This window comes from Mycobacterium sp. AT1 (assembly GCF_002043095.1).
GTDB lineage: Bacteria > Actinomycetota > Actinomycetes > Mycobacteriales > Mycobacteriaceae > Mycobacterium.
This window is the reverse complement of the sequence record NZ_MVOC01000044.1, coordinates 48,803-74,393: the sequence shown is the minus strand read 5'-3', so window position 1 is coordinate 74,393 and position 25,591 is coordinate 48,803. Positions and strand designations below refer to the sequence as shown.

The 25,591-nt window shown below is 68.3% G+C and carries 29 protein-coding genes; 13 read left to right on the top strand and 16 right to left on the bottom strand.

Annotated elements, in window-relative coordinates; translation table 11 throughout:
• Window positions 1–35 precede the first annotated feature (35 nt).
• Window positions 36–866, bottom strand: a complete 831-nt coding sequence (locus B1790_RS20370; protein ID WP_079925062.1) for a hypothetical protein — start codon at window positions 864–866, stop codon at window positions 36–38.
• A 49-nt stretch (window positions 867–915) separates the two neighbouring features.
• Window positions 916–1,221 carry a hypothetical protein gene (locus tag B1790_RS20365; protein WP_079925061.1) on the bottom strand — a complete coding sequence of 102 codons (306 nt, stop codon included), beginning with the start codon at window positions 1,219–1,221 and terminating at the stop codon, window positions 916–918.
• A 114-nt stretch (window positions 1,222–1,335) separates the two neighbouring features.
• Between B1790_RS20365 and B1790_RS20360 the strand changes: the two genes are divergently transcribed.
• The 4 genes from B1790_RS20360 to nirD all read left to right on the top strand — a co-directional run bounded on the left by B1790_RS20360 (window position 1,336) and on the right by nirD (window position 5,552).
• Window positions 1,336–2,094 (top strand): isocitrate lyase/phosphoenolpyruvate mutase family protein, encoded by a 759-nt coding sequence (locus B1790_RS20360; protein WP_079925060.1) that lies wholly within the window; start codon window positions 1,336–1,338, stop codon window positions 2,092–2,094.
• Window positions 2,095–2,217: 123 nt separating this feature from the next.
• Window positions 2,218–2,562 carry a hypothetical protein gene (locus B1790_RS20355; RefSeq protein WP_142271417.1) on the top strand — a complete coding sequence of 115 codons (345 nt, stop codon included), beginning with the start codon at window positions 2,218–2,220 and terminating at the stop codon, window positions 2,560–2,562.
• 96 nt (window positions 2,563–2,658) lie between these two features.
• Window positions 2,659–5,199, top strand: a complete 2,541-nt coding sequence (gene nirB, locus B1790_RS20350) for a nitrite reductase large subunit NirB (protein ID WP_079925058.1) — start codon at window positions 2,659–2,661, stop codon at window positions 5,197–5,199.
• A complete protein-coding gene (nirD, locus tag B1790_RS20345; protein ID WP_079925057.1) occupies window positions 5,196–5,552 on the top strand; it encodes a nitrite reductase small subunit NirD in 357 nt (118 codons plus the stop codon). The genes nirB and nirD overlap by 4 nt, the downstream gene beginning before the upstream one ends.
• 69 nt (window positions 5,553–5,621) lie before the next feature.
• Here nirD and B1790_RS20340 read toward each other — a convergent pair whose 3' ends face one another.
• The 8 genes from B1790_RS20340 to B1790_RS20305 all read right to left on the bottom strand — a co-directional run bounded on the left by B1790_RS20340 (window position 5,622) and on the right by B1790_RS20305 (window position 11,982).
• Window positions 5,622–6,305: a sirohydrochlorin chelatase gene (locus tag B1790_RS20340; RefSeq protein ID WP_079925056.1), complete on the bottom strand. Its 684-nt coding sequence runs from the start codon at window positions 6,303–6,305 to the stop codon at window positions 5,622–5,624.
• Window positions 6,302–7,447 carry a uroporphyrinogen-III synthase gene (locus B1790_RS20335; protein WP_079925055.1) on the bottom strand — a complete coding sequence of 382 codons (1,146 nt, stop codon included), beginning with the start codon at window positions 7,445–7,447 and terminating at the stop codon, window positions 6,302–6,304. Before B1790_RS20335 ends, B1790_RS20340 begins: the two co-directional genes overlap by 4 nt.
• A gap of 139 nt (window positions 7,448–7,586) precedes the next feature.
• Entirely contained in the window at window positions 7,587–8,132 is a 546-nt protein-coding gene (locus B1790_RS20330) for a GNAT family N-acetyltransferase (protein WP_233165231.1), read from the bottom strand.
• 21 nt (window positions 8,133–8,153) lie between these two features.
• Window positions 8,154–9,023, bottom strand: coding sequence for a biotin-dependent carboxyltransferase family protein (locus B1790_RS20325; RefSeq protein ID WP_079925054.1), 870 nt, complete (start codon window positions 9,021–9,023; stop codon window positions 8,154–8,156).
• A complete protein-coding gene (locus B1790_RS20320; RefSeq protein WP_079925053.1) occupies window positions 9,020–9,634 on the bottom strand; it encodes an allophanate hydrolase subunit 1 in 615 nt (204 codons plus the stop codon). Before B1790_RS20320 ends, B1790_RS20325 begins: the two co-directional genes overlap by 4 nt.
• Before the next feature lie 13 nt (window positions 9,635–9,647).
• Complete coding sequence (locus B1790_RS20315) at window positions 9,648–10,334, bottom strand: queuosine precursor transporter (RefSeq protein ID WP_079925052.1); 687 nt, start codon at window positions 10,332–10,334, stop codon at window positions 9,648–9,650.
• 12 nt (window positions 10,335–10,346) lie between these two features.
• Complete coding sequence (locus B1790_RS20310) at window positions 10,347–11,327, bottom strand: ABC transporter substrate-binding protein (RefSeq protein ID WP_142271416.1); 981 nt, start codon at window positions 11,325–11,327, stop codon at window positions 10,347–10,349.
• A gap of 49 nt (window positions 11,328–11,376) precedes the next feature.
• On the bottom strand, window positions 11,377–11,982 hold the full coding sequence (locus tag B1790_RS20305; protein ID WP_079925050.1) for a hypothetical protein: 606 nt from the start codon (window positions 11,980–11,982) through the stop codon (window positions 11,377–11,379).
• Between the two features lie 164 nt (window positions 11,983–12,146).
• Between B1790_RS20305 and B1790_RS20300 the strand changes: the two genes are divergently transcribed.
• The gene (locus B1790_RS20300) at window positions 12,147–12,428 is read left to right on the top strand and encodes a deoxyribodipyrimidine photolyase (protein ID WP_233165230.1); all 282 of its coding nucleotides are present in this window, start codon (window positions 12,147–12,149) and stop codon (window positions 12,426–12,428) included.
• A 73-nt stretch (window positions 12,429–12,501) separates the two neighbouring features.
• On the opposite strand, the gene B1790_RS20295 is transcribed toward B1790_RS20300, so the two are convergent.
• A complete protein-coding gene (locus tag B1790_RS20295; RefSeq protein ID WP_079925149.1) occupies window positions 12,502–13,299 on the bottom strand; it encodes an SDR family oxidoreductase in 798 nt (265 codons plus the stop codon).
• 55 nt (window positions 13,300–13,354) lie between these two features.
• Here B1790_RS20295 and B1790_RS20290 point away from each other — a divergent pair, with 55 nt between their 5' ends.
• The gene (locus B1790_RS20290) at window positions 13,355–13,603 is read left to right on the top strand and encodes a hypothetical protein (protein ID WP_142271415.1); all 249 of its coding nucleotides are present in this window, start codon (window positions 13,355–13,357) and stop codon (window positions 13,601–13,603) included.
• Here the strand turns inward: B1790_RS20290 and lysE are convergent.
• On the bottom strand, window positions 13,600–14,199 hold the full coding sequence (gene lysE, locus B1790_RS20285) for an L-lysine exporter (protein ID WP_079925047.1): 600 nt from the start codon (window positions 14,197–14,199) through the stop codon (window positions 13,600–13,602). The two genes, B1790_RS20290 and lysE, sit on opposite strands and share 4 nt — an antisense overlap.
• 70 nt (window positions 14,200–14,269) lie before the next feature.
• Between lysE and B1790_RS20280 the strand changes: the two genes are divergently transcribed.
• Window positions 14,270–15,148 carry a LysR family transcriptional regulator ArgP gene (locus tag B1790_RS20280; protein ID WP_079925046.1) on the top strand — a complete coding sequence of 293 codons (879 nt, stop codon included), beginning with the start codon at window positions 14,270–14,272 and terminating at the stop codon, window positions 15,146–15,148.
• Between the two features lie 167 nt (window positions 15,149–15,315).
• Complete coding sequence (locus B1790_RS35915) at window positions 15,316–15,501, top strand: three-helix bundle dimerization domain-containing protein (protein WP_369832388.1); 186 nt, start codon at window positions 15,316–15,318, stop codon at window positions 15,499–15,501.
• A 240-nt stretch (window positions 15,502–15,741) separates the two neighbouring features.
• Here B1790_RS35915 and B1790_RS20270 read toward each other — a convergent pair whose 3' ends face one another.
• Window positions 15,742–17,172, bottom strand: a complete 1,431-nt coding sequence (locus B1790_RS20270; protein ID WP_079925044.1) for an MFS transporter — start codon at window positions 17,170–17,172, stop codon at window positions 15,742–15,744.
• Window positions 17,173–17,315: 143 nt separating this feature from the next.
• Here B1790_RS20270 and B1790_RS20265 point away from each other — a divergent pair, with 143 nt between their 5' ends.
• Genes B1790_RS20265 through B1790_RS20255 form a run of 3 tightly spaced genes read left to right on the top strand, consistent with a single transcriptional unit; the run spans window position 17,316 to window position 19,887 of the window.
• Window positions 17,316–18,098, top strand: a complete 783-nt coding sequence (locus B1790_RS20265) for a GntR family transcriptional regulator (RefSeq protein WP_079925043.1) — start codon at window positions 17,316–17,318, stop codon at window positions 18,096–18,098.
• Window positions 18,095–18,805 carry a phosphonatase-like hydrolase gene (locus B1790_RS20260; RefSeq protein WP_079925042.1) on the top strand — a complete coding sequence of 237 codons (711 nt, stop codon included), beginning with the start codon at window positions 18,095–18,097 and terminating at the stop codon, window positions 18,803–18,805. The genes B1790_RS20265 and B1790_RS20260 overlap by 4 nt, the downstream gene beginning before the upstream one ends.
• Window positions 18,802–19,887 (top strand): alcohol dehydrogenase catalytic domain-containing protein, encoded by a 1,086-nt coding sequence (locus tag B1790_RS20255; protein ID WP_079925041.1) that lies wholly within the window; start codon window positions 18,802–18,804, stop codon window positions 19,885–19,887. Before B1790_RS20260 ends, B1790_RS20255 begins: the two co-directional genes overlap by 4 nt.
• Window positions 19,888–19,940: 53 nt before the next feature.
• On the opposite strand, the gene B1790_RS20250 is transcribed toward B1790_RS20255, so the two are convergent.
• Complete coding sequence (locus B1790_RS20250) at window positions 19,941–22,823, bottom strand: aminotransferase (protein ID WP_079925040.1); 2,883 nt, start codon at window positions 22,821–22,823, stop codon at window positions 19,941–19,943.
• 44 nt (window positions 22,824–22,867) lie between these two features.
• Window positions 22,868–23,002: a hypothetical protein gene (locus B1790_RS35670; RefSeq protein WP_255407287.1), complete on the bottom strand. Its 135-nt coding sequence runs from the start codon at window positions 23,000–23,002 to the stop codon at window positions 22,868–22,870.
• Window positions 23,003–23,054: 52 nt separating this feature from the next.
• Between B1790_RS35670 and B1790_RS20245 the strand changes: the two genes are divergently transcribed.
• Complete coding sequence (locus tag B1790_RS20245; RefSeq protein WP_369832387.1) at window positions 23,055–23,732, top strand: TetR/AcrR family transcriptional regulator C-terminal domain-containing protein; 678 nt, start codon at window positions 23,055–23,057, stop codon at window positions 23,730–23,732.
• Window positions 23,733–23,787: 55 nt separating this feature from the next.
• Window positions 23,788–24,825 (top strand): agmatine/peptidylarginine deiminase, encoded by a 1,038-nt coding sequence (locus tag B1790_RS20240; protein ID WP_079925038.1) that lies wholly within the window; start codon window positions 23,788–23,790, stop codon window positions 24,823–24,825.
• Window positions 24,826–24,844: 19 nt separating this feature from the next.
• On the opposite strand, the gene B1790_RS20235 is transcribed toward B1790_RS20240, so the two are convergent.
• Window positions 24,845–25,591: a GAF and ANTAR domain-containing protein gene (locus tag B1790_RS20235; protein ID WP_079925037.1), complete on the bottom strand. Its 747-nt coding sequence runs from the start codon at window positions 25,589–25,591 to the stop codon at window positions 24,845–24,847.

The window sequence follows — 25,591 nt, the reverse complement described above, 5'->3', positions numbered from 1 at the left end:
TCCCTACGTCGTCAATTGTCTTGTCGGCCAACGAATCAGCCAATGAATCTGAGGTCGGAGATGGTGCCGCTGGCGACCAGCATCACGTAGAAGTCGGTGAGCATCAGGGTGCCAAGCGTGATCCACGCGTACAGCTTGTGCCGGGTGTTGAGCCTGCTCACCTGACCCCACAGCCAGTACCGCACCGGGTGCTTGGAGAAGTGCTTGAGCCGCCCGCCGACGACGTGACGACAGGAGTGGCAGGACAGCGTGTAGATCCACAGCATCACCACGTTCACGACGAGAACGACGTTGCCCAAACCGAATCCGAAGCCGGACGGCGATTGGAAGGCGTTGATTGCGTCGTAGGTGTTGATCAGCGAGATGATCCCGGCGATGTAGAAGAAGTACCGGTGGGTGTTCTGGATGATCAGCGGCAACCGCGTCTCGCCGGTGTACTTGGCGTGTGGTTCGGCCACGGCGCAGGCGGTGGGGGACTGCCACACCGAGCGGTAGTAGGCGCCGCGGTAGTAGTAGCAGGTCAGCCGGAACAGCAGCAGGAACGGCAGCGACGCCGCCGCGTACGGCAGCCACCACACGTCGGGCAGGATCTGCGGCCAGAAGTGGCTGGCTTCGGGCAGGCAGCCGGTGCTGATGCAGGGTGAGTAGAACGGCGTCAGGTAGTGGTAGTCGGCGACGTAGTAGTTGTTCTGCATGAACGCCCGCACCGTCGCGTAGATCACGAACGCGGCAAAGCCGAGATCGGTGATCAGCGGCGACTTCCACCACGCGTCCGTGCGGAGCGTGCGTTGCGAGATTCGAGCTCGCGTCGGCGAAAAGACCCCGGTACCGCTGGAATCGCTGCGGTCGGCGGTGGGTGCGCTCACGGGGTGTGCCTCACTTCATCTTTGAAATGTGTGTCGGTGCGCTGGCGTCTCAGTCGAACGGCGATGGGCTGATCGGACCTTCGTCGTCGACGTCTTGCCAGAAGTCGCTGGCGTACTGGGTGTCGGGGATGCCGATCTTCTCGGCGGTGTGGTGGTGATGGGTTACCCCGCGAACGAGGTTCAACTCGTCGGCGTCGATGTCGAGCCGGTCGATGTCGTTTTGAATGCGTTCGGCGTCGTTGACGATGCGCCGCATCGCCGCGCTGTCGCCGTAGCGTGATGCCAGTGACGACACGCAGCGGCGAAGGTCTCCGATCAGCAGGTGCAGCTGGTCGAGTTCGGTGGTTGTGGACAACGGAGTTGACCTCCTCGGGCTGAAGGGTGTCACGGATCACAGTACGACAATTGATGGTAGTCACCCTCGGAGTTCAGAGTGAGACAGGTCACGTCGAGAGCAAAGGGTTGGGAAGTGTCCAAAGAGGTTCTGCGGGAGCGCGCAACATTGTTGAAGGCCCTACACGTGGCTGGTGACCCGGTGATTCTTCCGACGGTGTGGGACGCCTGGTCGGCCAAGCTTGCGGTCGACGCCGGGTTTGCGGCATTGACGGTCGGAAGTCATCCGGTGGCCGATTCGGTGGGCAAGGCGGACGGGGAGGGCATGTCGTTCGACGATCTGACCGCCAGGGTTGCGCAGATCACCGGCGCGGTCGACGTGCCGGTGTCGGTGGACGCCGAGTCCGGCTACGGGGAGTCGGCGCAACGGCTGATCGACGGGCTGTTGGAGGCAGGCGCGGTGGGCCTCAACGTCGAGGACACCGTGCACTCCGACGGCAAGCGACTGCGTTCGCCGGAGGAACACGCCGAGCTGATCGGGGCGCTTCGCGCGGCGTCGGACGCGGCGGGCGTGCACGTGGTGATCAACGCGCGCACCGACCTGTTCATCCGGAACGACGGCGAGGACTCCGATCGCGTCGACCGCGCCATCGCCCGGATGATCCTGGCGGCGGACGCCGGTGCAGACAGCCTGTACCCCGTCGGGCGCCACGATGACGACACCATGCGACGGCTGACGTCCGAACTGCCCTTGCCGGTGAACGCCATTGCGTTGCCGGACACCGACGACCCGGCGTCGTTCGGACCGCTTGGCGTGGGCCGCATCAGCTTCGGGCCGTTCTTTCAGCGGGTGCTGTCCGGGCATGCGGAAACCTTGCTCGCCCGCTGGAAGTAGCGGCGTCCTCCACGAGACATAAGCGTTGGCGGCGTAACGCGGCGTGTCGTCGCCAGCGCTTATGTCTCGCGGTTCGTCAGCCGTGTTCACCGGTTATTGGTCTGGCGTACCTACCCTGCGTCCGTGGACGAGCATCCGGGAGCGGTCTGGGCGGCGGGAGTAGCTGCCATTGGGTTGATTGCCGTGCTGGTGGTGGCGGTGATCCGCATGTCGGACTCGACGGGCGCCCCGGTCGTCGGTCCACCCGCTCCGTCCCCGGACGCCACGTCGGCATCGGCGTACACGACCTCCTCGTCGTCGACCAGTTACGGCGTGCCGAGCGTCCAAACCAGCGAGGACACCGGTGCCCCGGCGGCGACCGACGTTCCCACGCCAGACGTCCCGTCTACGGACGAGTCCACCCAGACGCCGACGACCACCACCAACCCCTACGGCACGACGACCCCGACCAACGCCGGACACGTCTGAGTGCTCACAGCCCGGGGACAGTGCGGGTGAGCACACCGTGACGGGCGCTTCACGCGACGCGACATGATGGCAACGTCGGCTCCATAGCGTGGCGCCATGGGTTCGCAGAAGCGTGTCGTCGTCGTCGGGCACGGCATGGTAGGTCACCGGTTCGTGGAGGCGTTGCGCTCGCGCGACGGTGACGACGTCTGGTGGGTGACGGTCCTCGCCGAAGAACGCGACGCCGCCTACGACCGCGTCGGTCTGACCGGTTACACCGAGCACTGGGACCGCAATCGGTTGGCGTTGCCCGGCAACGACTATGCCGGTGACGACCGCGTCGAGCTGATCCTGCGGGACCGCGTGACGCGGGTCGACACCGCAGGGAGGTACGTGACGACCGTTCTCGGCCGCCGCATCTCCTACGACGCGTTGGTGCTCGCCACCGGATCGTCGGCGTTCGTACCGCCGGTGCCGGGGCACGACCTTCCTCACTGCCACGTCTACCGCACCCTCGACGATCTCGACGAGATCCGGGCGGATGCCGTTCGCGCGGGTGAGGGCGCGGCGGGTGTGGTGATCGGCGGCGGTCTGCTTGGCCTGGAAGCCGCAAATGCGTTGCGACAGTTCGGCATGACCCCGCACGTCGTCGAGCGCTCGCCGCGGCTGATGGCCCAGCAGCTCGACGAGGCGGGCGGCGCGTTGCTGAACCGGATGGTCGGTGAACTCGGCATCGTGGTGCACGTCGACGTCGGCACCGACGCGATCGAGAGTCGTGATGACGGGCTGCGCGTCACCCTCGGCGACGGATCGGTGATCGACGCGGGCCTGGTGATCTTCGCGGCTGGCGTGCGCCCGCGTGACGAGTTGGGTCGCGCCGCCGGGCTTCCGGTCGCCGAGCGTGGCGGAGTGCTCACCGATTCCAGCTGTGTGACGGCCGACCCGCACGTGTACGCGATCGGCGAGGTCGCCGCGATCGACGGTCGCTGCTACGGGTTGGTGGGCCCCGGGTACACCAGCGCCGAGGTCGTCGCCGACCGATTGCTCGGTGGCGCAGCCGAATTCGGTGAAGCCGACATGTCGACGAAGCTCAAGTTGCTCGGTGTGGACGTGGCGAGCTTCGGCGACGCCATGGGTGTCACGCCGGACTGCCTCGAGGTGGTGGTCAACGACGCCGTCAACCAGACCTATGCCAAGCTCGTGCTGTCCGACGACGCCGCCACGCTCCTCGGTGGCATTCTGGTCGGTGACGTCGCGGCCTACGGCGTGCTCCGGCCCATGGTCGGCGAGCAGCTGCCCGGTGACCCGCTCGCGATCATCGCACCGCGCGGATCCGATTCGGGCGACTCGGGATTGGGTGTCGGTGCACTACCCGCCGCCGCTCAGATTTGTTCGTGCAACAACGTCAGCAAGGGTGATCTCACCGACGCGATCGCCGACGGCTGCACGGATGTGTCCGCCTTGAAGAGCTGTACCAAGGCGGGCACGTCGTGCGGCTCGTGCATCCCGCTGCTCAAGCAACTCCTCGAGGCGCAAGGCGTTCAACAGTCGAAGGCGTTGTGCGAGCACTTCACCCAGTCCCGGGCCGAGCTCTTCGAGATCGTCTCGGCGTCGGGCATCCGGACGTTCTCGGGTCTGATCGCTCGGTACGGCGCCGGCCGTGGTTGTGACATCTGCAAACCCGTCGTCGCGTCGATCTTGGCGTCGACCAGCTCTGGGCACATCCTCGACGGCGAAGAGGCTTCGCTGCAGGACTCGAACGACCACTTCCTGGCCAACATCCAGAAGAACGGCAGTTACTCCGTGGTGCCCCGGGTGCCCGGCGGTGACATCACCCCCGAGCAGCTGATCCTCATCGGTGAGATCGCCCGCGACTTCGGCCTTTACACCAAGATCACCGGTGGTCAGCGGATCGACATGTTCGGTGCGTCGGTCGACCAGCTGCCCGAGATCTGGCGCCGTCTGGTCGACGGTGGCATGGAATCCGGTCAGGCATATGGCAAGTCGCTGCGCACGGTGAAGAGTTGCGTGGGCAGTGACTGGTGCCGGTACGGCCAGCAGGATTCGGTGCAGATGGCCATCGACCTCGAGCTGCGCTACCGCGGACTGCGGGCGCCGCACAAGATCAAGATGGGTGTGTCCGGCTGCGCGCGCGAATGTGCAGAGGCGCGCGGCAAGGACGTCGGCGTCATCGCCACCGAGACGGGTTGGAATCTCTACGTCGGCGGAAATGGCGGTGCCACACCGAAACACGCGCAGCTGCTGGCCGGTGACCTCGACGACGAGACGCTGGTCCGCTACATCGACCGCTTCCTGATGTTCTACTTGCGCACCGCGGACCGGCTCCAGCGCACCGCCCCGTGGGTGGAGAGCCTCGACGGCGGCCTTGACCATCTGCGGGACGTGGTGTGCAACGACTCGCTCGGGTTGGCCGCGGACTTCGAGGCCGCGGTGGCCAGGCACGTGGACGGCTACGCCTGCGAATGGAAGGGCGTGCTGGACGATCCCGACAAGCTGTCGCGGTTCGTGTCGTTCGTCAACGCCCCCGACGTCGCCGATCCGACCATTGAATTCACCGAGCGCTCGGGCCGCAAGGTACCGGCGGGAAGCACGACGGGACTTGGTATGCCGAAGGTTCGCAGAGGAGAACACGCGTGACACTGCTAGACGATGTCAGAGACGTCCAGATCTGGACGCGGGCTTGCGAATACGACCGGCTGCTGCCGGGCCGCGGGGTGGGCGTGCTGCTGCCCGACGGGGTGCAGGTCGCACTGTTTCGGCTCGACGACGGATCGCTGTGGGCGATCGGTAACGTCGACCCGTTCTCGGGTGCTGCGGTGATGTCGCGGGGCATCGTCGGAGACCGTGCCGGCCGAGCGTGCGTGCAGTCGCCGATCAAGAAGCAGGCGTTCGCATTCGACGACGGCACGTGCCTCGACGACCCCGAGGTGTCCCTGCCGGTGTACCGGACCAGGATCGTCGACGGCGGTCGGGTCGAAATCGGTTCCTAGCCGCCGAGACTGCAGAAGATGACGTGACGAGCGCGATCTACGTCAACAACCGTAGTCTCGGCGAGGTACTCAGGCTGAGATCGGCAGCCGCGCCCGGCGGAACCGGCGGGCGATCAACCGTGTCACGCCGGGATGGGTGACCAGCGGCGCGGTCACCACGTCGGCGCCGGACTGGTGCAGCCGGTCCTGGAAGAGCCCGTCGGCGAGCAGGTACGACGCCACGACGACTCGGCGCGCACCCTGCGAGCGCATGGTTGCCACGGCGTCGGCGACGCGCGGCTCGCCGGTGGCGGCGTACGCGAGCTCGACGCGTGCGCCGATGGCGGCCGACAGCAGCGTTGCCGTGACGCGGAGGTCGCGCTTCGCCCGGTCGTCAGAGGTACCCGCTGCCGCCAATATCACGGAATCGGTTGGCTTCCAGCCGGATTCGACGAGACGGTCGACCACCACGCGGACGATGTCGGCCGACGGTCCGAGTGCGTCGGTGACCGTCACGTCGGGATGCCCGCTGGCCGTGACGAATGCCGGAACGTCGACGCGCACGTGGTAGCCGCTCGCGAGGAAGGCCGGCACCACGACGGCGGGCTCGTCGGGAAGCTCCGCCAAGACCTCGGCGGGCGTTGGACCCAGCACGTCGACGAACGCGGTACGCACCCGCTGACCCAGCTGACGTCCCACCCGGTCGGCCAGGTCGGCGATCATCGCCACCCCGTCGGCCTTGCGGGTGCCGTGGGCGACGAGCAGCGGGTTCACGCGTCACCCGCCGCGTCGTCGACGGCGAGGCGGTAGCCGCGCTTCACCACCGTCGCAACGATGTTCTTGTCGCCCAATGCCGTTCGCAGTCGAAGCACCGCGGTCTCGACGGCGTGGGTGTCGGTGCCGCCACCGGGCAGTGCGTTGAGGAGGTCGCCGCGCGACACCACCTGTCCCGGCCGATGGGCCAGCGCGCGGATGGTGGCCATGCCCGCCGGAGGGAGTTCCTTGACGACGCCGTCGACCATCACGCACGTGCCGCGGATCTCCAGGACGTGGCCCGCCACCGTGACGGTCCGCGACTGCAGCAGCGGCAATTCGTCGGTGATGTGCCGGGCGAGGGCACCCAGTCGCATCCGTTCCGGCGCCGACGTCGGGACCCCGAGTCGCACCAGGGGGCGCGCCGTCACCGGGCCGACGCACATCGCGTGTACGTCGGTCCGCAGCGCCGCGAGCATCTTGGCGTCGACGCCCATCTCGGTGGCTCTCATCAGCATCGCGGCCACGGCGGGTGCCGAGGTGAAGCTGACCGCGTCGAACTTGTGCTCGGCGACGCCGGCGACGAGCGTGTCAAAGGCGCCGTCGCGTGGGACGGGGTGCCAGCGGTACACGCGGATCGGCACGACCTCGGCCCCCGCGGCCCGCAGTTCGTCGAGGAATTCGGGGAACGGGTCCCAGTCGGCGGTGGCGCCGTGGAGCTGGACGGCGACGCGCAGCCCCTCGATGCCGCCTTCGCGCAGGTACTGCATGACTTCGCGGGAGGACTCCGATTCCGGCGACCACTCCTCGGGCAGCCCGGCTGCCCGCAGCGCGCCGGTGGCCTTGGGGCCCCTCGACACGATGCGCGCCTTGCTCAACGCGGCGGTCAGGTCCGCGGCCAGTCCCCAGCCGTCGGCGGCGGCGATCCAGCCCCGCAGCCCGATGCCCGTCGTCGCGACGACGAGGTCGGGGGGCGCGGCGATCAACGCCTCGGTGTGCACGTGCAGTTCGTCGTCGTCGGGCAGCGGCACCATCTCGATGGCGGCGGCGCTGGTGACGGTCGCTCCGCGGCGACGCAGCAGCGTGCTCAGCTCGTCGGCACGTCGGGCTGAGGTCACCGCCACCCGGAATCCGGTCAGAGGTGCCCAATCTGGTTCGGGCATGGCACCAGTCAAGGCATCCCGTGTTGCCGTTTGGTTTCGTGGCCGTTGCCGACGCATGTCGCGGTAGCGTGACCATGACTCGGCCGTGAACATCGGCTCACCACGGCCGGGCGCCATCGGTGAGATGTGAATTCGCTGGTCACCACACGTCGCCGTCGCGAAAGTCGCACGTGATTTCGCCCGTCGTGTCGAGGTCGGCGGTCACGGGAAAGACGAAGACGGATTCGTCGTCGTCGGGGGTCGCGACCACTCCGGACGGCGTCAGCACCGACGTCATACCCTCCCACGGCTGCCACCCTCGGGTGGCGTAGATGTGCCTGCCCGCCTCCGACGCGCTCAGCGCGCCCAGCTCATAGGCGCCGCGCAGCACTTGTTCGAGGCCGTCCATCACGGCCATCGCCAGGCCTTGGCCACGCCAGTCCTCGCGCACGGCGACGGCTTCGAGGTAGCCGCAGCGCAGCGCGACGCCCCGGTGGATCAGCCGGCGTTGCACCACCGCGCCGTGCGCGATCAACGCTCCGCGCACGCAGATCAGGGCATGCATGCCGCCGAGGGCGTGCTCCCAGTCGGTGTCGGTGAAGTCGACCTCGCTGTCGGCGAAGGCGTCGACGAGCATCCGCCGGGCGTCCTCACGGGTCTCGCCGTCGAGATCGGACGTGTGGACGAGGCGCGCGGTGTGGAGCACACCTCGTTCCTACCAGGGCCGTCAACCGCGCGGGCGGGACCAGTGCAGTCGGACGTGCTGACCCGGACGGGCCTGAGCCACCCGGTCGACGTCGTGGTCGACGACGACGCCGATCACCGGGTATCCGCCGGTCACGGGGTGGTCGGGTCCGAGGATGACGGGTAAGCCGTTGGGCGGCACCTGGATTGCGCCGCGGGTGGCGCCCTCGCTGGGAAGTTGCCGGTCTGGGAAGCGGGCGTCGAGCGGGCGACCCGTCAGCCTCATCCCGACGCGATCACTGCGCTCGGACGCCACCCAGTCGGTGCGCACCAGTGCGTCGGGATCGGCGAACCAGTCGTCGCGCGGGCCTGGCACCACGACGAGGTCGAGGACGTCCCCGGTGATGGGCGCGACGGGCGCCTGGTCGAGTTCGGGGAAGTCCGCGGCGTGTGGGCCGATCGGCAGGACGTCACCGGGTCGCAACGGCCGAGGGCCGATCGCCGACAACACGTCGTGGCTGCGGGAACCGAGGACGGGCTCGGCGTCGACGCCGCCGCGGACCGCCAGGTAGCTCCGAAGCCCGGAGCGCGGCGTCCCGAGCGATATCGTCTGCCCGTCGCGCACGTAGTGAATGCTGTTGGTGCCGAAGGGAAGTCCGTCCACCGACGGGTCAGCGTCGGCCCCCGTCACGGCGATCGCTACGTCACCGCCGCGGACGCGGGCGGAGAACCCGCCGAAGGTGATCTCGATCGTGGCGCGGTCGGGCGGGTTGGCCACCAGCCTGTTCGACAGGGCGTGGGAGTGCCTGTCGGCGGCGCCGGAGCGGGTGACGCCGAGGTGTGCGAGGCCCGGCCTGCCCAAGTCTTCGAGCAGGGCCAGCGGGCCGGTGGCCAGGATCTCGAGTGTCGTCATCGAACGGCCCGGAACTGGACCCAGGTGCCGGGTATCAGAAGGGCGGGAGGGTCTCGGTCGACGTCCCACAACACCGCGTCGGTGTGGCCGATCAGCTGCCAGCCACCGGGAGTCTCCCGTGGGTAGACGCCGCTGAATTCGCCTGCCAGCCCGACGGATCCGCCGGGAACCTTGGTGCGAGGCGCGGCGCGGCGCGGAACGTGCAGTCGCTCGTCACCGCCGACCAGGTAGGCGAAGCCGGGGGAGAATCCGCCGAAGCCGACGCGCATCGGCGCGGCCGTGTGGGCCGCGACGACGTCGTCGGGCGAGAGTCCGGTGAGACGCGCCACCTCGTCGAGGTCCGCACCGTCGTAGACGACGTCGATCGTGACGTCGGTGCGACGGTCGGCAGGGGTGATCTCGGATCGTTCCACGTGCAGGCGGGCGAGGTGGACCCTGGTCGCCGCTTGATACCGGGGCCCGGCGAGCACCAGCAGTACCGTGCGGGCGGCAGGGACGACGTCGACGACACCGGGGAGATCGGCCTCGCGCACCGCGTCGCACCACGCCAGCACGTCGGCCGTGCCGTCGAGGTCGAGCAGCAGCGCCCGGTCTCCGTAGTCGTGAATCATGCCGGTTCCCAGGCTAGACCGCGGGTTGGTAGGTCGGCTCCCGGCGCTTGATGACCGCGATCACGCGGTAGGTGATGGGCAGCAGGACCACCTCGACGGCGGTCTTGTAGATCCATCCCAGCGCGGTGTATACGGCGAAGTCCCGGAAGCTGGTGATGCCGATCGCGCCCGCGGCGATGCTGCAGAACACCAACGTGTCACCGAGCTGGCCGGCGAACGTCGACCCGACCAGCCGCGCCCAGAGGTGCTTCTCCTTGGTGCGTTCCTTGATCGCGACGACGACCCAGGCGTTGATGGTCTGCCCGACGAGGAAGCCGGCGAGCCCGGCGACGATCAGCTGGGTGTAGGCGTGCACGACGTTCTCGAGAGCGGCCTGATTCTCGTAGAAGTCGGCGGCGGGCAGGTAGATGGTCACCCAGAACGCCGCCGCGGCCAAGACGTTCATCGAGAAGCCGAGGACGATCGCGCGCCGGGCCGCCTTGAATCCGTACACCTCACTCAGCACGTCGCCGATCACGTAGGTCAGGGGGAAGACGATGAAGCCGCCGTCGGTCAGGATCGGGCCGAATGCCACGCCCTTGGTGGCCGTCACGTTGGAGATGATGACCAGTGCGGTGAACACGGCGACGAGAACCGGATAGTAGGCGGACCCTACCTGTGCGAATCCTGGGCGCTGCTCTGATGTTTCGGGCGTTGTCACCCGGTCATCTTGTCAGGTCAGCACCTTCGAGATCATCGGCGGTAACCGATCGGCCACCACCGGGTACGAGAGCACCGAGGAGAAGGCGAGTGCGCCGGCGAGTTCCTTGCCGGTGAAGACGTTGCGCTTGGCGAGCGTCGACTTCAGCGCGGTGAACACCGGGTCGGCGACGAGCGCAGCCTGCTCGTCGTCGCTCTCCGTCTTCCACACCACGACGTCGGCGGCGTCGAGAACCGAGGCCAACTTGTCGCGCGGAACCTGAGCCCGGTCGTTCTCTACGAAGGCGTTGACCTCGTCCGGGATCGCGAAGCCCATCTGGGTCAGGAACTCGGTGCGCCACCCGGGCGGGGTGACGTCGTATTGATCTTGGAAGGCCGTCGCGCTGACCACGACGACCTTCTTGCCGCTGAACGTCGTGTTGTTCTTGCCGACGTCGGTGAACCTGGCGTCGATGGCGTCGACGAGCTTGGTCATCTCGTCGAACTTGAACACCGCCTGGCCGATGGCGCTCGCCTGGTCCTTCCAAGGTTCGAAGAAAGCGTGCTGGCCGGATTGGGCGATGGTCGGCGCGATCGCGGACAGCTTGGCGTAGGTGTCCGCATCCAGGCCCGCGTTGGTGGCGACGATGAGATCTGGTTTGAGTGCGGCGATCTGGTCGACCGAGATGCCGTCGACGAGGTTGAGCACGACCGGTTGGGCGGTACCGAGTTTCGGCAGGGCCCACGGCCACGTGCCGAACGGTTCGCCTCCGAACCAGTCGGTGACGGCGATCGGGACGACCCCGAGCGCGAGCAGATCGTCCTGCTCGGTGAGTCCGGCGCTGACGACCCGTTTGGGTGCCGACGGAATCTTGGTCTCGCCGAAGGCGTGGGTGACGGTGACGGAACCGTCGCCGGCGACCGTGCCCGGCTTGTCGGACCCGCAGGCCACGGCAGTGAGGGCGAGGCCGGCGGTCATTGCCAGGAAAGTCCGTCGGGACCATGGTGGTGGCACGCGGCGAGCGTAACTTGCCGTCCGGCGTAGGGGTTGCCCAACACTCGGGTCAGTCGTCGGCGGACAGGGCCTCGAGGTACTCGTCGTAGTCGGTGACGGCGCCGCGGATCTCGTCGGCGGCACGGTCCCACGCGCCGACGACGTCGGCGCGAGCGGCGCGCGTTCGGTCGGCGATCTCGCGTCGGCCCTGGCTCAGCGCGTCGGTGACGTCGCCACCGCGGACGGCGGTCGTGGCGAGGGTAAAGGCGTTGTCGACGGCCGTGGCGGCCACCGTTCCCTGTGCCCGCAGCATGGTCTCGGCGACGTCGGCGGCGCCGACGACGACGGCGTTCGGAAGGGTGGCCTGGTTTCCGACGTACTCGCCGATGGCGGACCGCATCCGGGTGCCGGTGCTGGCGGCGACGTGACGCACCTCTGCGCCGGTGTTGGCCAGTGCGGCGGGCAGCGTTGCGCCGCTGCGAATTTCGTCGACGACGGCCGCCGGTGCGTGCGCCATCGAGGCAGAGAGTTCGGTGGAGGCGCTCACCAGCTCGGTGCCGAGGCCGTGGCCAGCTCCGAGTTGCCGTTCCAGCACGTGGCGGATGACGAGCGCCCTGGTGGGCCTCGGGGCGGTGACGGTGACGGTGGCGGTGATCGTGGCGTCGTTCTCTGACATGGGTGGGTCCTTCCGGCGCGGTGATCGGACGCTCGTCAGTTCACAGGGCGTGGGCGACGCTGCGGCGAACGACGGTCGACGTCGGAACGAATTCGTGGCGTTGCGCTGGCAGGTTCCTGGGGGTGGCCCGCAGCCTGATTCAGGTGCGGTGACGGGGGTACCCGGTGAGGCCGGCGAACGACGCCGGACAACGGCTCATCGCGGAGGCACCGGCAATGCTGAACAACGTCGTACTACTCGCTTCGGACAACGTCGAGGCGGCAGGGTTCATCCTTCGCGGCATCAAGGGCATCTTCGTGGCGATCGGCAGCATCATCGCCGCCGTCATCTGCGCGGTGATCGCAGGAACCAAGGGGCGCAGCGCGATTGGCTGGGGAATCCTCGGACTCTTCTTCAGCATCATCACTCTCATCGTCGTGATCGTGATCCCAAGCAAGAAGAGCTGACTATCCCGAGAGGGTGAGCGCTTCCGTTGTGCGCGAGCGGAATCCGGGATCGGGGTGGGGCAGTGCTCAGGCGTCAGCTGTGGGCGAGGCGCTTGTTGACCAGGCGAGTCAGCCACGCCGGTGAGAACCGGGCGCCCACCGCCAGGGTCTTGGCCTGCGATCCGACGGGGAAGTGGACCTGGTGGATCAGCCGTCGCGCGAAGGACGGGTTGACGGCGGCGACGATGTCGTCGGCGATGTCCTGCGCGGTGAGCCGGATGCCGAGCGAGTCGGTGGTGCCAGTCCTGACGTCGGCGGTCATCGCGGTCTGGACGTAGAGCGGCCACATCGCGATCACCCGGATGCCGTAGCGCTTCCATTCCAGGTCGAGGGCCTCGGTCATGGCGCGCACGAAGAATTTGGTGGCGCTGTAGTTCGCGAGTTCGGCCTGACCGTAGATCGCCGACGCCGACGCCAGGTTCACCACCACCGCCCCCGGCGTGGCCCGCAGGAACGGGAACGCCGCATGCAGACCGTTCACCACGCCCTTGGTGTTGACGTCGATCTCCTTGTGATGCGCCGTGACGGCGATCTCCTCGAAGCGCCCCGCGATGAGGATGCCCGCGTTGTTGATCATCACGTCGAGGCGGTTGCCTGCGGCGGAGGCGAATTCGCCGACCCGCTGGGCCATCTCGTCGGCGTCGGTGACGTCGAGGTGACCGGTCACCGCCGTGGCGCCGAGGTCCTCGATCTCCTTGGACAGCGTCTTCAGGCCCACCTCGTCGAGGTCGTAGGCGCCGACGACGTAGCCGTTCTTCGCGAAGTTCAATGCGGTCGCGCGGCCGATGCCCGCGGCCGCGCCGGTGATGAAGACCGACTTCTTTGGGGTCATGTTCACCATGATGTCTCGTGCGGGTGCATGCTTGTGGGGCACCTTGGGAGTGATCATGCGAATACACCTGCGCTGGGCCGTGGCCGTCGCGACGTTCGGCATGGCCGCGGCCGCACTCGTCGGGGCGCCGGCGGCCGTCGCCGGGTGCAACGACTCCAGTGGCACGGTGGTCTGCGCCCAGGGTGACATCCGTGGCACGGACGCCCCGCCGCCGGTCCAACCCGGGCTCGGTTCCTACGGCACGTGGTGCAACGACGTCATCTGCTTCCCCGGCGGTCTGTTTGGGGTCGTCACCCAGCCCTAGCGGGTCGCGAGCAGCACCCCGAGGCCGATCATGGTCGCGGCGATGACGCAGTCGAGCACCCGCCAGGTGGACGGCTTGGCAAACAGTCCGGACAGCCGGCGGGCCCCGAAGCCGAGGCAGACGAACCAGACCGCGCTGGCGGTCACGGCGCCGACGCCGAACAGCCAGCGTCCCTCTCGTTGTTCGTTGGCGAGGGCCCCGAGCAGGACGACGGTGTCGAGGTAGACGTGCGGGTTGAGAAACGTCAGTGCGGCGCACGTCAGGAGGACCCCGGCCAGTCGCGCGGGCGCGGCGTCCGACGGCGTCAGGGACTTGGGCTTCCACGCGCGCCTGGCGGCCAGCAGGCCGTATCCGACGAGGAAGGCGGCGCCGCCGAACTTGACCACGTTCAGTGCGCCAGGGTGAGTGGCGATCAGCGCGCCGACACCGGCGATTCCCGCGACGATCAGGACGGCGTCGGACAGGGTGCACAGGGCGACCACCGGCAGGACGTGTTCGCGGCGGATGCCCTGGCGCAGGACGAAGGCGTTCTGGGCGCCGATGGCGGCGATCAGGGCGGAGGACGCCAGAAAGCCGACGACCAGTGGTGAGTGCATGCCCCGACGCTACGATCCGGGTCTCACGCAGTACAGCTAATCATTCTGGTGAACCATTAGAATCGCTAATGTGAGTCTGGATGCCCAGCAGTTGGCGGCCTTCGCCGCCGTCGTCGAGCTGGGCTCCTTCGATGCTGCGGCGTCACGGCTGCACGTGACGCCTTCGGCGGTCAGTCAGCGCATCAAGACGTTGGAACACGCCGTCGGCCAGGTGTTGATACGGCGTGAGAAGCCCTGCACGGCAACGGCTGCCGGCATCCCGCTGCTGCGGTTGGCGGCCCAGACGGCGCTGCTGGAGTCCGAAGCGCTCGCCGAGATGACTGGACTTGCCGATCGGCTCACCCGTGTCGCGCTTGCGGTCAACGCCGACTCGATGGCGACGTGGTTCACCGACGTGCTCGGCGCACTGCCGAACGTGTTGTTCGACGTTCGGATCGAGGACCAGGATCGGTCGGCCCGGTTGTTGCGGGAGGGTGCCGTGATGGGTGCGGTCACCACCGAGCGCACCGCGGTGGCCGGTTGCCGGACGCAGCCGCTCGGGGTCATGCGATACCTCCCGGTGGCCAGCCCCGACTTCGTCAACCGGTATCTCCGGGACGGCGTCACCGCGGCGACGATGGCTGCGGCGCCGTCGTTGGCGTGGAATCACGCCGACGCACTTCAGGATTCGTTGCTTCGCAAGCTGTTTCGTCGGTCCGTGCCGCGACCGGTGCACTACGTGCCAACCTCGGAGGGCTTTCGGGCGGCGACGACGGTCGGATTGGGGTGGGCCATGTACCCGGAGCGCGCCGCGGCGGAGTCGTTGGCCGACGGCACGTTCGTCCGGATCGCCGACGCGCACCTCGACGTGCCGCTGTTCTGGCAATGCTGGAAGCTCGACAGCCCGGTCGTCGACGCGGTGACCGACGCGGTGCGCGCGGCAGCCGCGAGCCTGCGTCACGGTCGCTGATCGGGCGTCGCCATGAGTTGGTCCACCAATTCCGAAGCTAGGGTGGCGCCGCGAGCGCACTATCTGACTTCGTCGCAACCGCAACCGCCCCCGTGGTGCGGTTCTCCGGCGAGTTCGGTTTTCGGTCGGTTGGTGTCTGCACGGCAACCAGGAAGAGCGACGAACGGATGATCAGCGATCGTCAACGCACGGCGCTGTGTGTCATAGCCGGGGCCAGCCCGAGCGAACACTGGGGTATCGACGAGATGATCCACAGACTGAGCACCCGCTTCGCAAATCTGCCAGTACGGACAGTGGCCGAAGTGGTGAACGGCGCGTACGGCAGGTTCGCCGGAAGCCCAATTCGCGAATAATTGCCGTTGCTGGTGGCACGAGCCGCCCGCGAGCAGTTGGCCCAGACAAGTGCAGTTAGTAATAAGTGGTCGCGGCTATTCGCTCTGGATCGAGTCGCTTCGCAGCGGTGGGAAAAGTGATTGTTTGGAGCCGCACAGAGGTGTTTAGCGGGTTCGCCGCCCTTCGACGCAGCACGGACACGACGGCAACGTCCCGGTCGGCAAAGCCGAAACGTAGTGGCGACGGATGTGCGGCAGCCCTCACGTGGTGTCGTGCCCACGGGTTGACGACAGGGCCGACAGGGCCGGCACGTCGACGTCGAGGTCGGCGCCGATGTCGTCGAGCGCGCGCCCGGCGGGCTCCCGAATCAAGAAGGTGGCCAGGATGGCGGCCACGTAACAGCCGAAGGCGAGGAGAGTCACGGCCCGCAGACCCGCTCCGGCGAGGATCAACGGCACCACTAGGGCGCCGGCGAAGGCGCCGACCTTGGCGACGCCCGCGGACAATCCATGAAAGGTGCTGCGGATGGCGGTCGGATAGGACTCCGCGGCCAGCAGCATCGTCGTGTAGTTGGGTCCTACGGCGATCCCGAACAGAGAGACGCCGAAGACCACGGCGAACGGCAGGACCGTGCCGCTGAGCGCGGGAATCACGGTGATGGACAACATCGCCACAGCGCACAGCCCGAACCCGACGTTCTGTAGGACTCGTCGCGGCAGGCGGTCCAGGACGACGAGACCCACCACCGCGCCCCCAAGGCTGAACAGCACCACCAGGACCGCGTTGATCGCGATGTTCGACACCGTGGAGCCGTGCGGAACGATGCTCTTGAGCAGCAGCGGTTGACTCACGGAGTTGCCGTAGACCGCCACGTTGAAGAAGAACCAGCTGCCCGCCGTGCCGACGAGGGTCAACAGCACTCTGCGGTTGCCGACTGCAGCGCGGATCCTGCCACTCTGCCGGTGCGCGCCCGACGCGGCGGCGAATGTGGTGTTGCCCGCTCGGGTGAAGGCCTCGAAGTCCTGCCGGGCACGCTCCTCGTCTCCGTTGGCTGCGGTCCATCGTGGTGACTCGGGCATGTGGCGACGCTGGTAGAGCACGAGGAGGGACGGGAGTACCCCGATCCCCAGGATGAGCCGCCAGGCGATGTCGTCGGGAACTCCGGCGGTGAGCACCAGGAGGCTGACGAGGTAGGCCGTCACCTGCCCGAAGACGTAGAAGACGAACGTCAGCCCGACCAGCCGTCCTCGGTTGCGGGTGTTGGCGTACTCGGTCATGAGGACGCCGCTGGCGGGGTAGTCGCCGCCGATCCCCAGCCCGAGGATGAGGCGGCCGACGAGCAGGACGGTGAAATTGGGTGCGAACGCCGACACCAGCGCGCCGATGATCATGAGCACTGCTTCGAGTCCGTAGATGCGCCGCCGACCCAGGAGGTCACCCAATCGGCCGAAGGACACCGCGCCGACGGCGACTGCCAACAGCGTCGAACTCGTCAGCATCGAGGTCTGAGCGGCACCGAGGTGCAGTTGCGGTCCGGCCAGTAGCGTCACGGTGCCGATGACGTTCAGGTCGTATGAGTCGGTGAAGAATCCGGCGCCTGCGGTGGCGGCCGCCTTGAAGTGAAAGATGCCGAGCGGCGCGTCGTCGAGCGACGTCCCCACGTCGGGACGAGAGGCGGTAATACTTGTCATGACTAGTACCGTCCGCCGACGGCCGATCGGTTGTCAACGCTCTTCCAGCTCCGATAGCTTCTGTTCGAGAAGTGTTCACTCGCAGGTCAATTCCGCTGACGAGCTGCTGGACACGCTGATCTAGACATGTATAGTCAAGTCACATGGGCGTCGCTCTGCACGAAGTCATCGCGGACAGCCTCCGTGCCCAGATCCGCGCCGGTGAACTCGCCGTGGGTGCCGCCCTCCCGTCCGAATCTCAACTGTGTCAACGGTGGAACGCCTCGCGGGGTCCGGTGCGGCAGGCTCTGACCACGCTTCGCGCCGAAGGCCTCATCGCCGGTGGCCGCGGCAAGCCACCGATCGTGAGTTCGACCTCGGTCGGCCAGCCCTTCGACACCTTGCTCTCCTACTCGGCGTGGGCCCGCTCGATCGGCCGCACGCCCGGACAGCGCACGATCGAGTTGGCGGTGCGACGGGCCGACGAGCACGTCGCGTCTGTCCTCGACGTCGAGGTGGGAGCGCCGGTCGTACAGCTGCTTCGCCTGCGGTACCTCGAGGACGCGCCGGCCATGCTGGAGCGCGCGACCTTCGTGGAGTCGGTCGGGCGCCGCCTGTTCGACTTCGACTGCGATTCCGGATCGATCTGGGCGCATCTCCTGGCCCAAGGTGTCCGCTTCGCCACCGCCTCGCACGTAATCGACGCCGTCGCAGCCGATCCCATCGATTCGCTGAACCTCGACGTGCCCGAGGGGTCACCTCTCCTGCGGCAGCAGCGTTCCACGCGTGGCGCCGACGGCGAGGTGATCGAGTACCACGACGACCGCTATCTGCCCGGTCTCGTCAGCTTCACGTTGCACAACGCCTTCGACGAACGATGCGCGCTGGCCCGCAACGCGACGGATTCGACCCCCACCGACACCAGCAGGAAGGGCTCCACACCATGACCTCGTCCACCCCCGAACTCGTCGTCCTCGACATGGCCGGAACCACCGTCGACGAAGGCCTGCAGGTCTACCGCGTCCTCGGGGAGACGGCTACCGCGCACGGTGCGTCCCCGTCATCGTCGGACATCGCACGTTGGCATGGGGCCTCCAAGCACGAGGCGCTGCGCGCACTGCTGACGTCCCGTACGGGCGCACCACCGAGCGCCGATCGGCTCGACGCCGTCGTAGCCGACTTCCGGGCACGGCTCAAGGACGCCTACGTGCAGCGGCCGCCGACGCCGTTGCCGGGTGTGCCCGAGGCGCTCGCCGACCTGCGGGCGGCGGGCATCCGGGTCGCGTTGAACACCGGGTTCGACCGCGACATCGTCGACTCGCTCCTGGGGGCACTGGGGTGGGACGGCCAGTCGGTGGTCGACGCGGTGGTCTGCGGCAGTGACGTCACGGAGGGTCGCCCCGCGCCCTACATGATCTTCCGCGCGATGGAGGCCGTCGGCGTCACCGACGTGGCCCGCGTGTTGGTCGCCGGTGACACCCCGCGAGATCTGCAGGCCGGAGTCCACGCCGGCGCTGCCCTCGTCGTGGGGGTCCTGTCCGGAGCTGGCGACGCGGTGGAACTCGGCGCCCACCGTCACACCCACCTGGTGCCTTCGGTGGCCGATCTTCCCGCTCTGCTCGGAGTGTCCGTCGGCGCACTGGCCAGCGCATGACGATCCGACCGCTGACCGAGACGACAACCGTTGCGGCACATCTTGATCGCACTGACGCCGCCGTCTGGCGCGGCGGCCGCGACATCGCGGTCGAGTCGGTGCCGGTACCTGCTCTGCAGCGCGGCGAGGTGCTGGTGCGGGTTCGGTTGGCCACCGTCTGCGGATCCGACCGGCACACCGTCAGCGGGCGACGCGACCAGCCCTGCCCGTCGGTGCTCGGTCACGAGACGGTGGGCGAGATCGTCGAAATCGCGGCTGGGGGAGCGAGGGGCGCCGATGGTGATGCGCTGCGCGTGGGGCAACGGGTCATCTGGTCGGTCACCCTGGGCTGCGGTGCCTGCGACCGGTGCCGGCGCGGGGTTACGGCCAAGTGCCGGACCGTGCGCAAGGCGGGCCACGAGGCGCTGGACTCCGGGTGGGGACTGTCCGGTGGATACGCCCGGCACGTCCTGCTCCCTGCCGGCTTGGCGGTCGCCGTGGTCGACGACGCGCTCGCCGATGCCGTCGCCGCGCCTGCTGCGTGCGCCACTGCCACGGTGATGGCCGTCGCGGAACGCGCCGGGCGGCTGACCGATCGCCGGGTCGTCGTCGTGGGGGCCGGAATGCTCGGGCTCACGGCGATCGCGGCAGCGGCGTGGGGCGGCGCATCAGCGGTGACGTCGGTCGACGTCGATCGCGGAAGGCGGTACTTGGCAAGGCGATTCGGAGCGACGGAGGCCGTCGCGTTGGTCTCGGAGGCCGGACCCGCCGACGTGCTGCTGGAATTCTCCGGGTCGTCGTCGGCACTGCAGGAGGGGCTTCGAGCGCTGGACGTCCAGGGTGTCGCAGTCCTCGCCGGTGCCGTGGCACCCGACGCCGACGTCGCCATGACGCCCGAGTCCGTCGTCCGCCGGCAGCTGGCCATCTTCGGTGTGCACAACTACGAACCGCGCCATCTGACCGCGGCGCTGGGCTTCCTCCGCGACAGCAGCCTGCGGTTCCCCTGGGCCGACCTCGTCGCCCCGCCTCGGCCGCTCGAGGACGTCGTCGGCCTGCTCCTCGAACCAGCCGGGGTGGCGCCCCGGGACGCGGTAGCCCCCTAGGTGACCGTCCGCGGCGAACGACGCTCACGCCGTGGACGTTCGAGCCTGGCCCGTCACCAGCCCGTCGCGAGAACCCGTTCGAGCGAGTCCACGAAGTAGTCCACCGACTCCTTCGAAATGCACATCGGCGGCTTGATCTTGAATACGTTTAGGTAGTCGCCGGTGGGTTGCATGACGACCCCGAGAGTGAGCAGGCGGTCGCAGATCGCGGCGGTCTCCTCGGTGGCTGGTTCGAGAGTGACTCGGTCGCGGACGAATTCGAGGCCCAGATAGAAGCCCGAGCCGTGGACGGTGCCGACGATCGGGTGCTCGTCGGCCAGCGCGAGAAGGCGGGCCTTGAGGTGTGCGCCGACGACGCGCGCGTTCTCCTGCAAGCCTTCCTGTTCGATCACGTCGAGCACGGCAAGGCCGATCGCGGACGAGACCGGTGAGCCACCGGTGGAGGAGAAGAAGTATCCCTCCGAGCGGTAGCGCTCGGCGATGTCACGTCGGGTGACGACGACGCCGATCGGCTGCCCGCCGCCCACGGACTTCGCGACGGCCACCACGTCGGGGACTGCCTGCTGCTGCTGGAAACCCCAGAACCATTCGCCGAGCCGGCCGTAGCCGACCTGCACCTCGTCGGCGATCGCCAGGCCGCCGTGCCTGCGCACCGCGGCGTACACCTGCGCGAGATAGCCGTCGGGGAGCGCAACCCCACCGGCGTTGCCGAAGTAGGACTCGCAAATGAACCCGGCGGGAAGCGTTCCCGCGGCAGCCAAGTCCTCGATGACCTGCACGGCCTCGGGAGCGTAGCGGACGGCGTCGGCACCGCGGTGCACGCCGCGATAGGAGTTCGCCGCGTCGACGGTGTGCACCCAGGACGGCCGCGTGGCAAGGGCATTGGGATTGTCGGCGATCGACGTCGAGACGGCGTCACTGGCATAGGTCCAGCCGTGATACGCCTCGCGCATCGCCACGATGTCGGTTCGTCCGGTCGCGGCCATCGCGATGCGGATGGCGAGATCCGTTGCCTCCGAGCCGGAATTGACGAAGAACACCGTGTCGAGTTCGGCGGGCAGCGTCGCGGAGATCCGCTCCGCGTATTCGGCGATCACACGATAGTTGAAGCGGGAGTTGGTGTTCAGCAGGTGCATTTGCCGGTTGGCTGCCTCGACCACCCTGGGGTGGGCGTGCCCGACGGAGGCGACGTTGTTGACCATGTCGAGGTAGACGCGACCGTCGACGTCGGCGAGGAACTCACGCCATCCCCGCTCGATGCGCGGGGGACGGGCGTAGTAGTGCTCCTGCACGTCGGCCAGTACGCGCTCGCGCAGGGCGAGGGTGTCGTCGTCGACCTCCTCGACCGTCGCAGGCAGGCCGAGGCTCGGACCGGGATCACCGGCGAGAATCTGCCAGCCAACGGCGTACGCCTGCTCCACCAGAAGTGGCACCTCGCAGGCGTCCGCGCGGGTGAACTGGACGTCGACCGGGGTGCGGGCCGGAAGCTGCCCCCGGTCCCCGGCCCTGGCTGCGACGCCGGTGAATCGCACGGCGTGCTCGCCGGTGACGATCGTGAAGCCGTCGTCGGTCGGCACCAGGCGGCCGTCGGCCGGGACGGCGACGGTGGTGTCCTCGGCGAGCCACAGGGTGAGCGCGGTGGGCACGGTGGCCGGCGCGGCGGGAGTGCGTGCAGGGGCGCCCGCGAGCCGAGGGCGCCACGCCGGCGCGACGGCCGCACTGGCGCCGCCGTCCAGCGCCGCCAGTGCGGTGTCTCCCAGTGCTCCCTGGTCCAACCAGCGTCCCTCGTCGTTGAGCGGCGACATCGTCCCGGCGTCGAGGGTGACCGCACCGGTCAGGCCGTCGACCAGGGGGGCCGCGTCCCACACCGGGCGCGGGCGGGACGCGAAACCGACTGCACGACGGATGCATTCGCCCATCACCTCGAACGGCACCGACGCCGCCTGCCGGAGCACGAGGAATTCGCGTTCCAACGCGGCGTCGGCGTAGGCGTTCCCCGCGTCGAGCCGGACCTGCTGACGGCCGCTCAGTGCCAACACCACCCCCCGAAGGGCAACCAGCGGCCAGATCGCGTCGACCTCGTCCTCGCTGAGCGGGCGAATCGAGTGGAAGGCGCGGATGGCGGGCAGCGCGTCGGCTGGGGTGACGCCGTCGTGATGCAGCAGTGAGGAGACGGTGACGGCGATTTCGCCGACGGCCCACGACTCGATGACGTCTCCGAAGTCGATGACGGCATCTGGCAGAGCGCCGGGTCTACCGATCACGTTGTCGTCGGTGATGTCGAAGTGCCCGAGCTGGGTGGGCAGGCGCGAGGAGACCGCGTCGAGGCGGGTTTGCGCCGATTCGGCGACGGCGTAGGCGAACCCGCGCACCGCGGTGTCGGGTTCGTCGGGTGCGAGCGTCGCGATGACGCGCGCGGCGTGGCGCAGATCCCACTGCAGCACCCGGACGGACGCCGGGTGCCGAAGGTCGGCGAGCGCGACGCTCACCTTGGCGGCGAGCTCTCCCAACCGGGCCACCGTTGCGGGGGAGAGGTAGCCCGACCCCGTCAGCGTGGCGCCGGAGACGTGGGTGATGACGCGGGCGTGGATGCGGCCCTGGGAGGTGTTCCACCACGCGGACATTGGCCCACGAGGGCCGTCGACCACCTGAGGGACGCGCAGCGTCGGCTCGCGCTCGGCGACGGTCGCTGCGGCGAGGTCCTGCAGGTCGATCTCTGCCTCGCTGAAGACGGGGTTGCTGAGTTTGAGGACACCGATCGGCATGGTGTTCGCGACGTCGGACACCACGAAGTTCTGATCCTGCTGGCTTCCCAGCTCGGTGGCGCTGCAAGAGATCCCGAATGTCTCGTCCATCAGTCGCCGAACCTCGTCGATCTCCAGCGTCGGCGAGGGAAGCTCGGGGTTGGCGAAGAAGTCGAAAACCTTTTCGGTCATGGGCGTTTGGCTGCTCTCTTTCGAAGACGGTGTGCTCGAGGTGCTCACAACGGCGACCCGGCGGTGATGGTAAGTGCCCCGGCGACGGCGCCGTCGGTGAACCAACCGTCACCCTCACCCAGCGCCCGGCGCAAGCGGTCGACGTCGGCCTCGGCGACCCTGAATGCGGCGGTGATCATGACAGCACTAAAACATACGCTGTAGGTTTACGAAAGAGAGTATCCGCGCGCGCTGACGTGCACCCAGGAGGAGGCGACCATCGCACGACCACCTCGCGCACTGCTCAGCCGCGACCTCATTGCCCGCACCGCCCTGGCCCTGGTCGACCGGCACGGCGTCGACGGCGCCAGCATGCGGCGTGTGGCCCAGAAACTGGGGGTGAACCCCACCTCGCTCTACAACCACGTCGCCAACCGGGCGGCGATGATCGAAGACCTCCGAGCCTTGGTGTCGGCCAACATCGATTCGGCACCGCTGCGCGAATTGCCATGGGAGGACGGCCTTGTCGCCTGGGCCAGGTCCTACCGGGTGGCCCTCGCACGGCATCACCGGGCGGTCCCGCTGCTCATGACCACGCGCGCGTCGGCGCCGGTGCTGCTGGCGGAGTACGAGGACTTCGCGGTCGCGGCAGAGGCCGTCGGGTGGCCGAGCGCGGAGGTGCTTCCCCTCTTGACCGCGTTCGAGTCCTTCATTCTCGGCAGCGTGCTCGACATGTCGGGGCCCAGTGTGGTGTTCGATCCGGTCGGTCAGGAAGAGTGTTTTCCGCGCCTGGCCGCGGCCTACGAGACGCTGCTGGACGAAGACCCCGACGATCCCATCGCTACTCGCGCATTCGAGCGGGGTCTCGCGATGCTCGTCGCATCGGCACGACCCCCACGTCCACCGGGTCGCCGCAAGCGCAAGCGGTGACCGACCTCGTGCGCAATCCCTTGCAAACATTGACTTCTCGAGAAAGACGGTACTCATGACCTGGCGCATGCCATCCGAAACGGCCCCCCACGACCGGACGTGGATGGCCTTCCCGCGGGAGGGCTTCACGATGGGCGACAGCGCCGCCGAGCGGGAGGAGTGCTACGCGGCGTGGACCGAGGTCGCGCACGCCGTTGCCGAATTCGAACCGGTCAGCATGGTGGTCGACCCCACCGAGATCGAGCGCGCCCGACGAATGTTGTCCACCGACATCGACGTCGTCGAGTTGCCACTCGACGAATTCTGGATGCGTGACTTCGGGCCCACGTTCGTCGTCGACGACGACCGTCCCAATGTTCTTGGCGCAGTGGACTGGACCTTCAACGGGTGGGGCTCGCCCGACTGGGCGGAGTGGAAGAAGTCGGCCGAGGTCGTCCGAGGGGTGGCTCCACTGGTCGGAGCGGAGATCGTCAGCTCTACCCTCGTCAACGAGGGCGGCGGAATCCACGTGGACGGCGCGGGAACGGTGTTGGTCACCGAGACGGTGCAGCTCGACCCGCGCCGAAACCCGTACGCCGACAAGCGTCGCGTCGAGGCCGAGCTGGAGCGCACGATCGGTGCCACGCACGTGATCTGGCTGCGGCGCGGCCTGACCCGTGACTACGAGAGCCTTGGCACCAACGGCCACGTCGACATCGTCGCGACCATCCCGTCACCGGGCCGCCTGCTCGTGCACGCTCAGACCGATCCCGCGCACCCCGACCACGAGGTGAGCAGGGAAGTGCGAGCTGCCCTCGAGGCGACGACGGACGCCGCGGGACGAGCATGGGACATCGTCGACGTGCCCGCACCGGCCACCCTTCGCGACGCCCATGGTTTCGTCGACTGGAGCTACGTCAACCACCATGTCGTCAACGACGGTGTGATCGCCTGCGGCTTCGGAGAGGCGGCGGCAGATCAATGCGCCACCGAATTGCTGGGAGAGGCCTACCCGGGTCGGCGGGTGGTGACCGTCGACGCGCGGCCCATCTTCGCGCGCGGTGGCGGCGTCCACTGCATCACGCAGCAGCAGCCCCGAGTCGACGCGTCCTGACGAGAACGCCGGTCGATCCTCAGACGTGTAGGTGCCGCATCGCGTCGACGATCGGTCCACGCTCTGCCGGATGAGCCATCAGACGCCGGGCCACGTCGCTCATGTGCTCGCCGTTGACGCGGGCGTACTGCCGCAGCAGGACGAACGCCGACTCCACCGAGACCCCGAGGCGTTCGCGTAGGAATCCCTTGGCTTGCTCCACCAGCACCCGGCTTTGCAACGCGTGGTGCAGGTGCGGTAGCACCGTCGCCGGGCTGGGGGAACGTTCCTGCAGGATCGCCACGCAGGCGACGTGGGTGAGGGTTTGGCCGACGAGCTGATCGGCGTCGTTCAGCTCACCGACCCGCGTTCCGAACAGGCCCATGGCGCCAAGCACGGTGCCGCCCGCGCGCATCGGCAGGGCGTGCACCGAGGCGAAGCCGGCCCGGGTGGCGGCATCGGCGAAGCGGGGCCAGCGGTCGGTGGCCCCCCGCACGTCCGCCACCGACAGCGGCCGGCCCGTCGTGAAGCAGTCCAGGCACGGCCCCTGTTCGGCCTGCAGTTGGAACAGCTCGAGATCTCGAGCCTTCTCCGACGTCGCCGCCATCAGATGCAGGTCGCCGCTGGGGTCGGCGAGGAGCAGACCGGCGGCGTGTACGTCGAGGACCTGGGTGCAGCTCTCGGTGAGCTGAGTGAGGAGCTCCACGACGTCGTAGTCGTCGAGCAAGGTGTCCACCAGGGTGACCACCGCTGCCAAGACCTGGGTTTCCCGAGGAAGTTCCGTCAC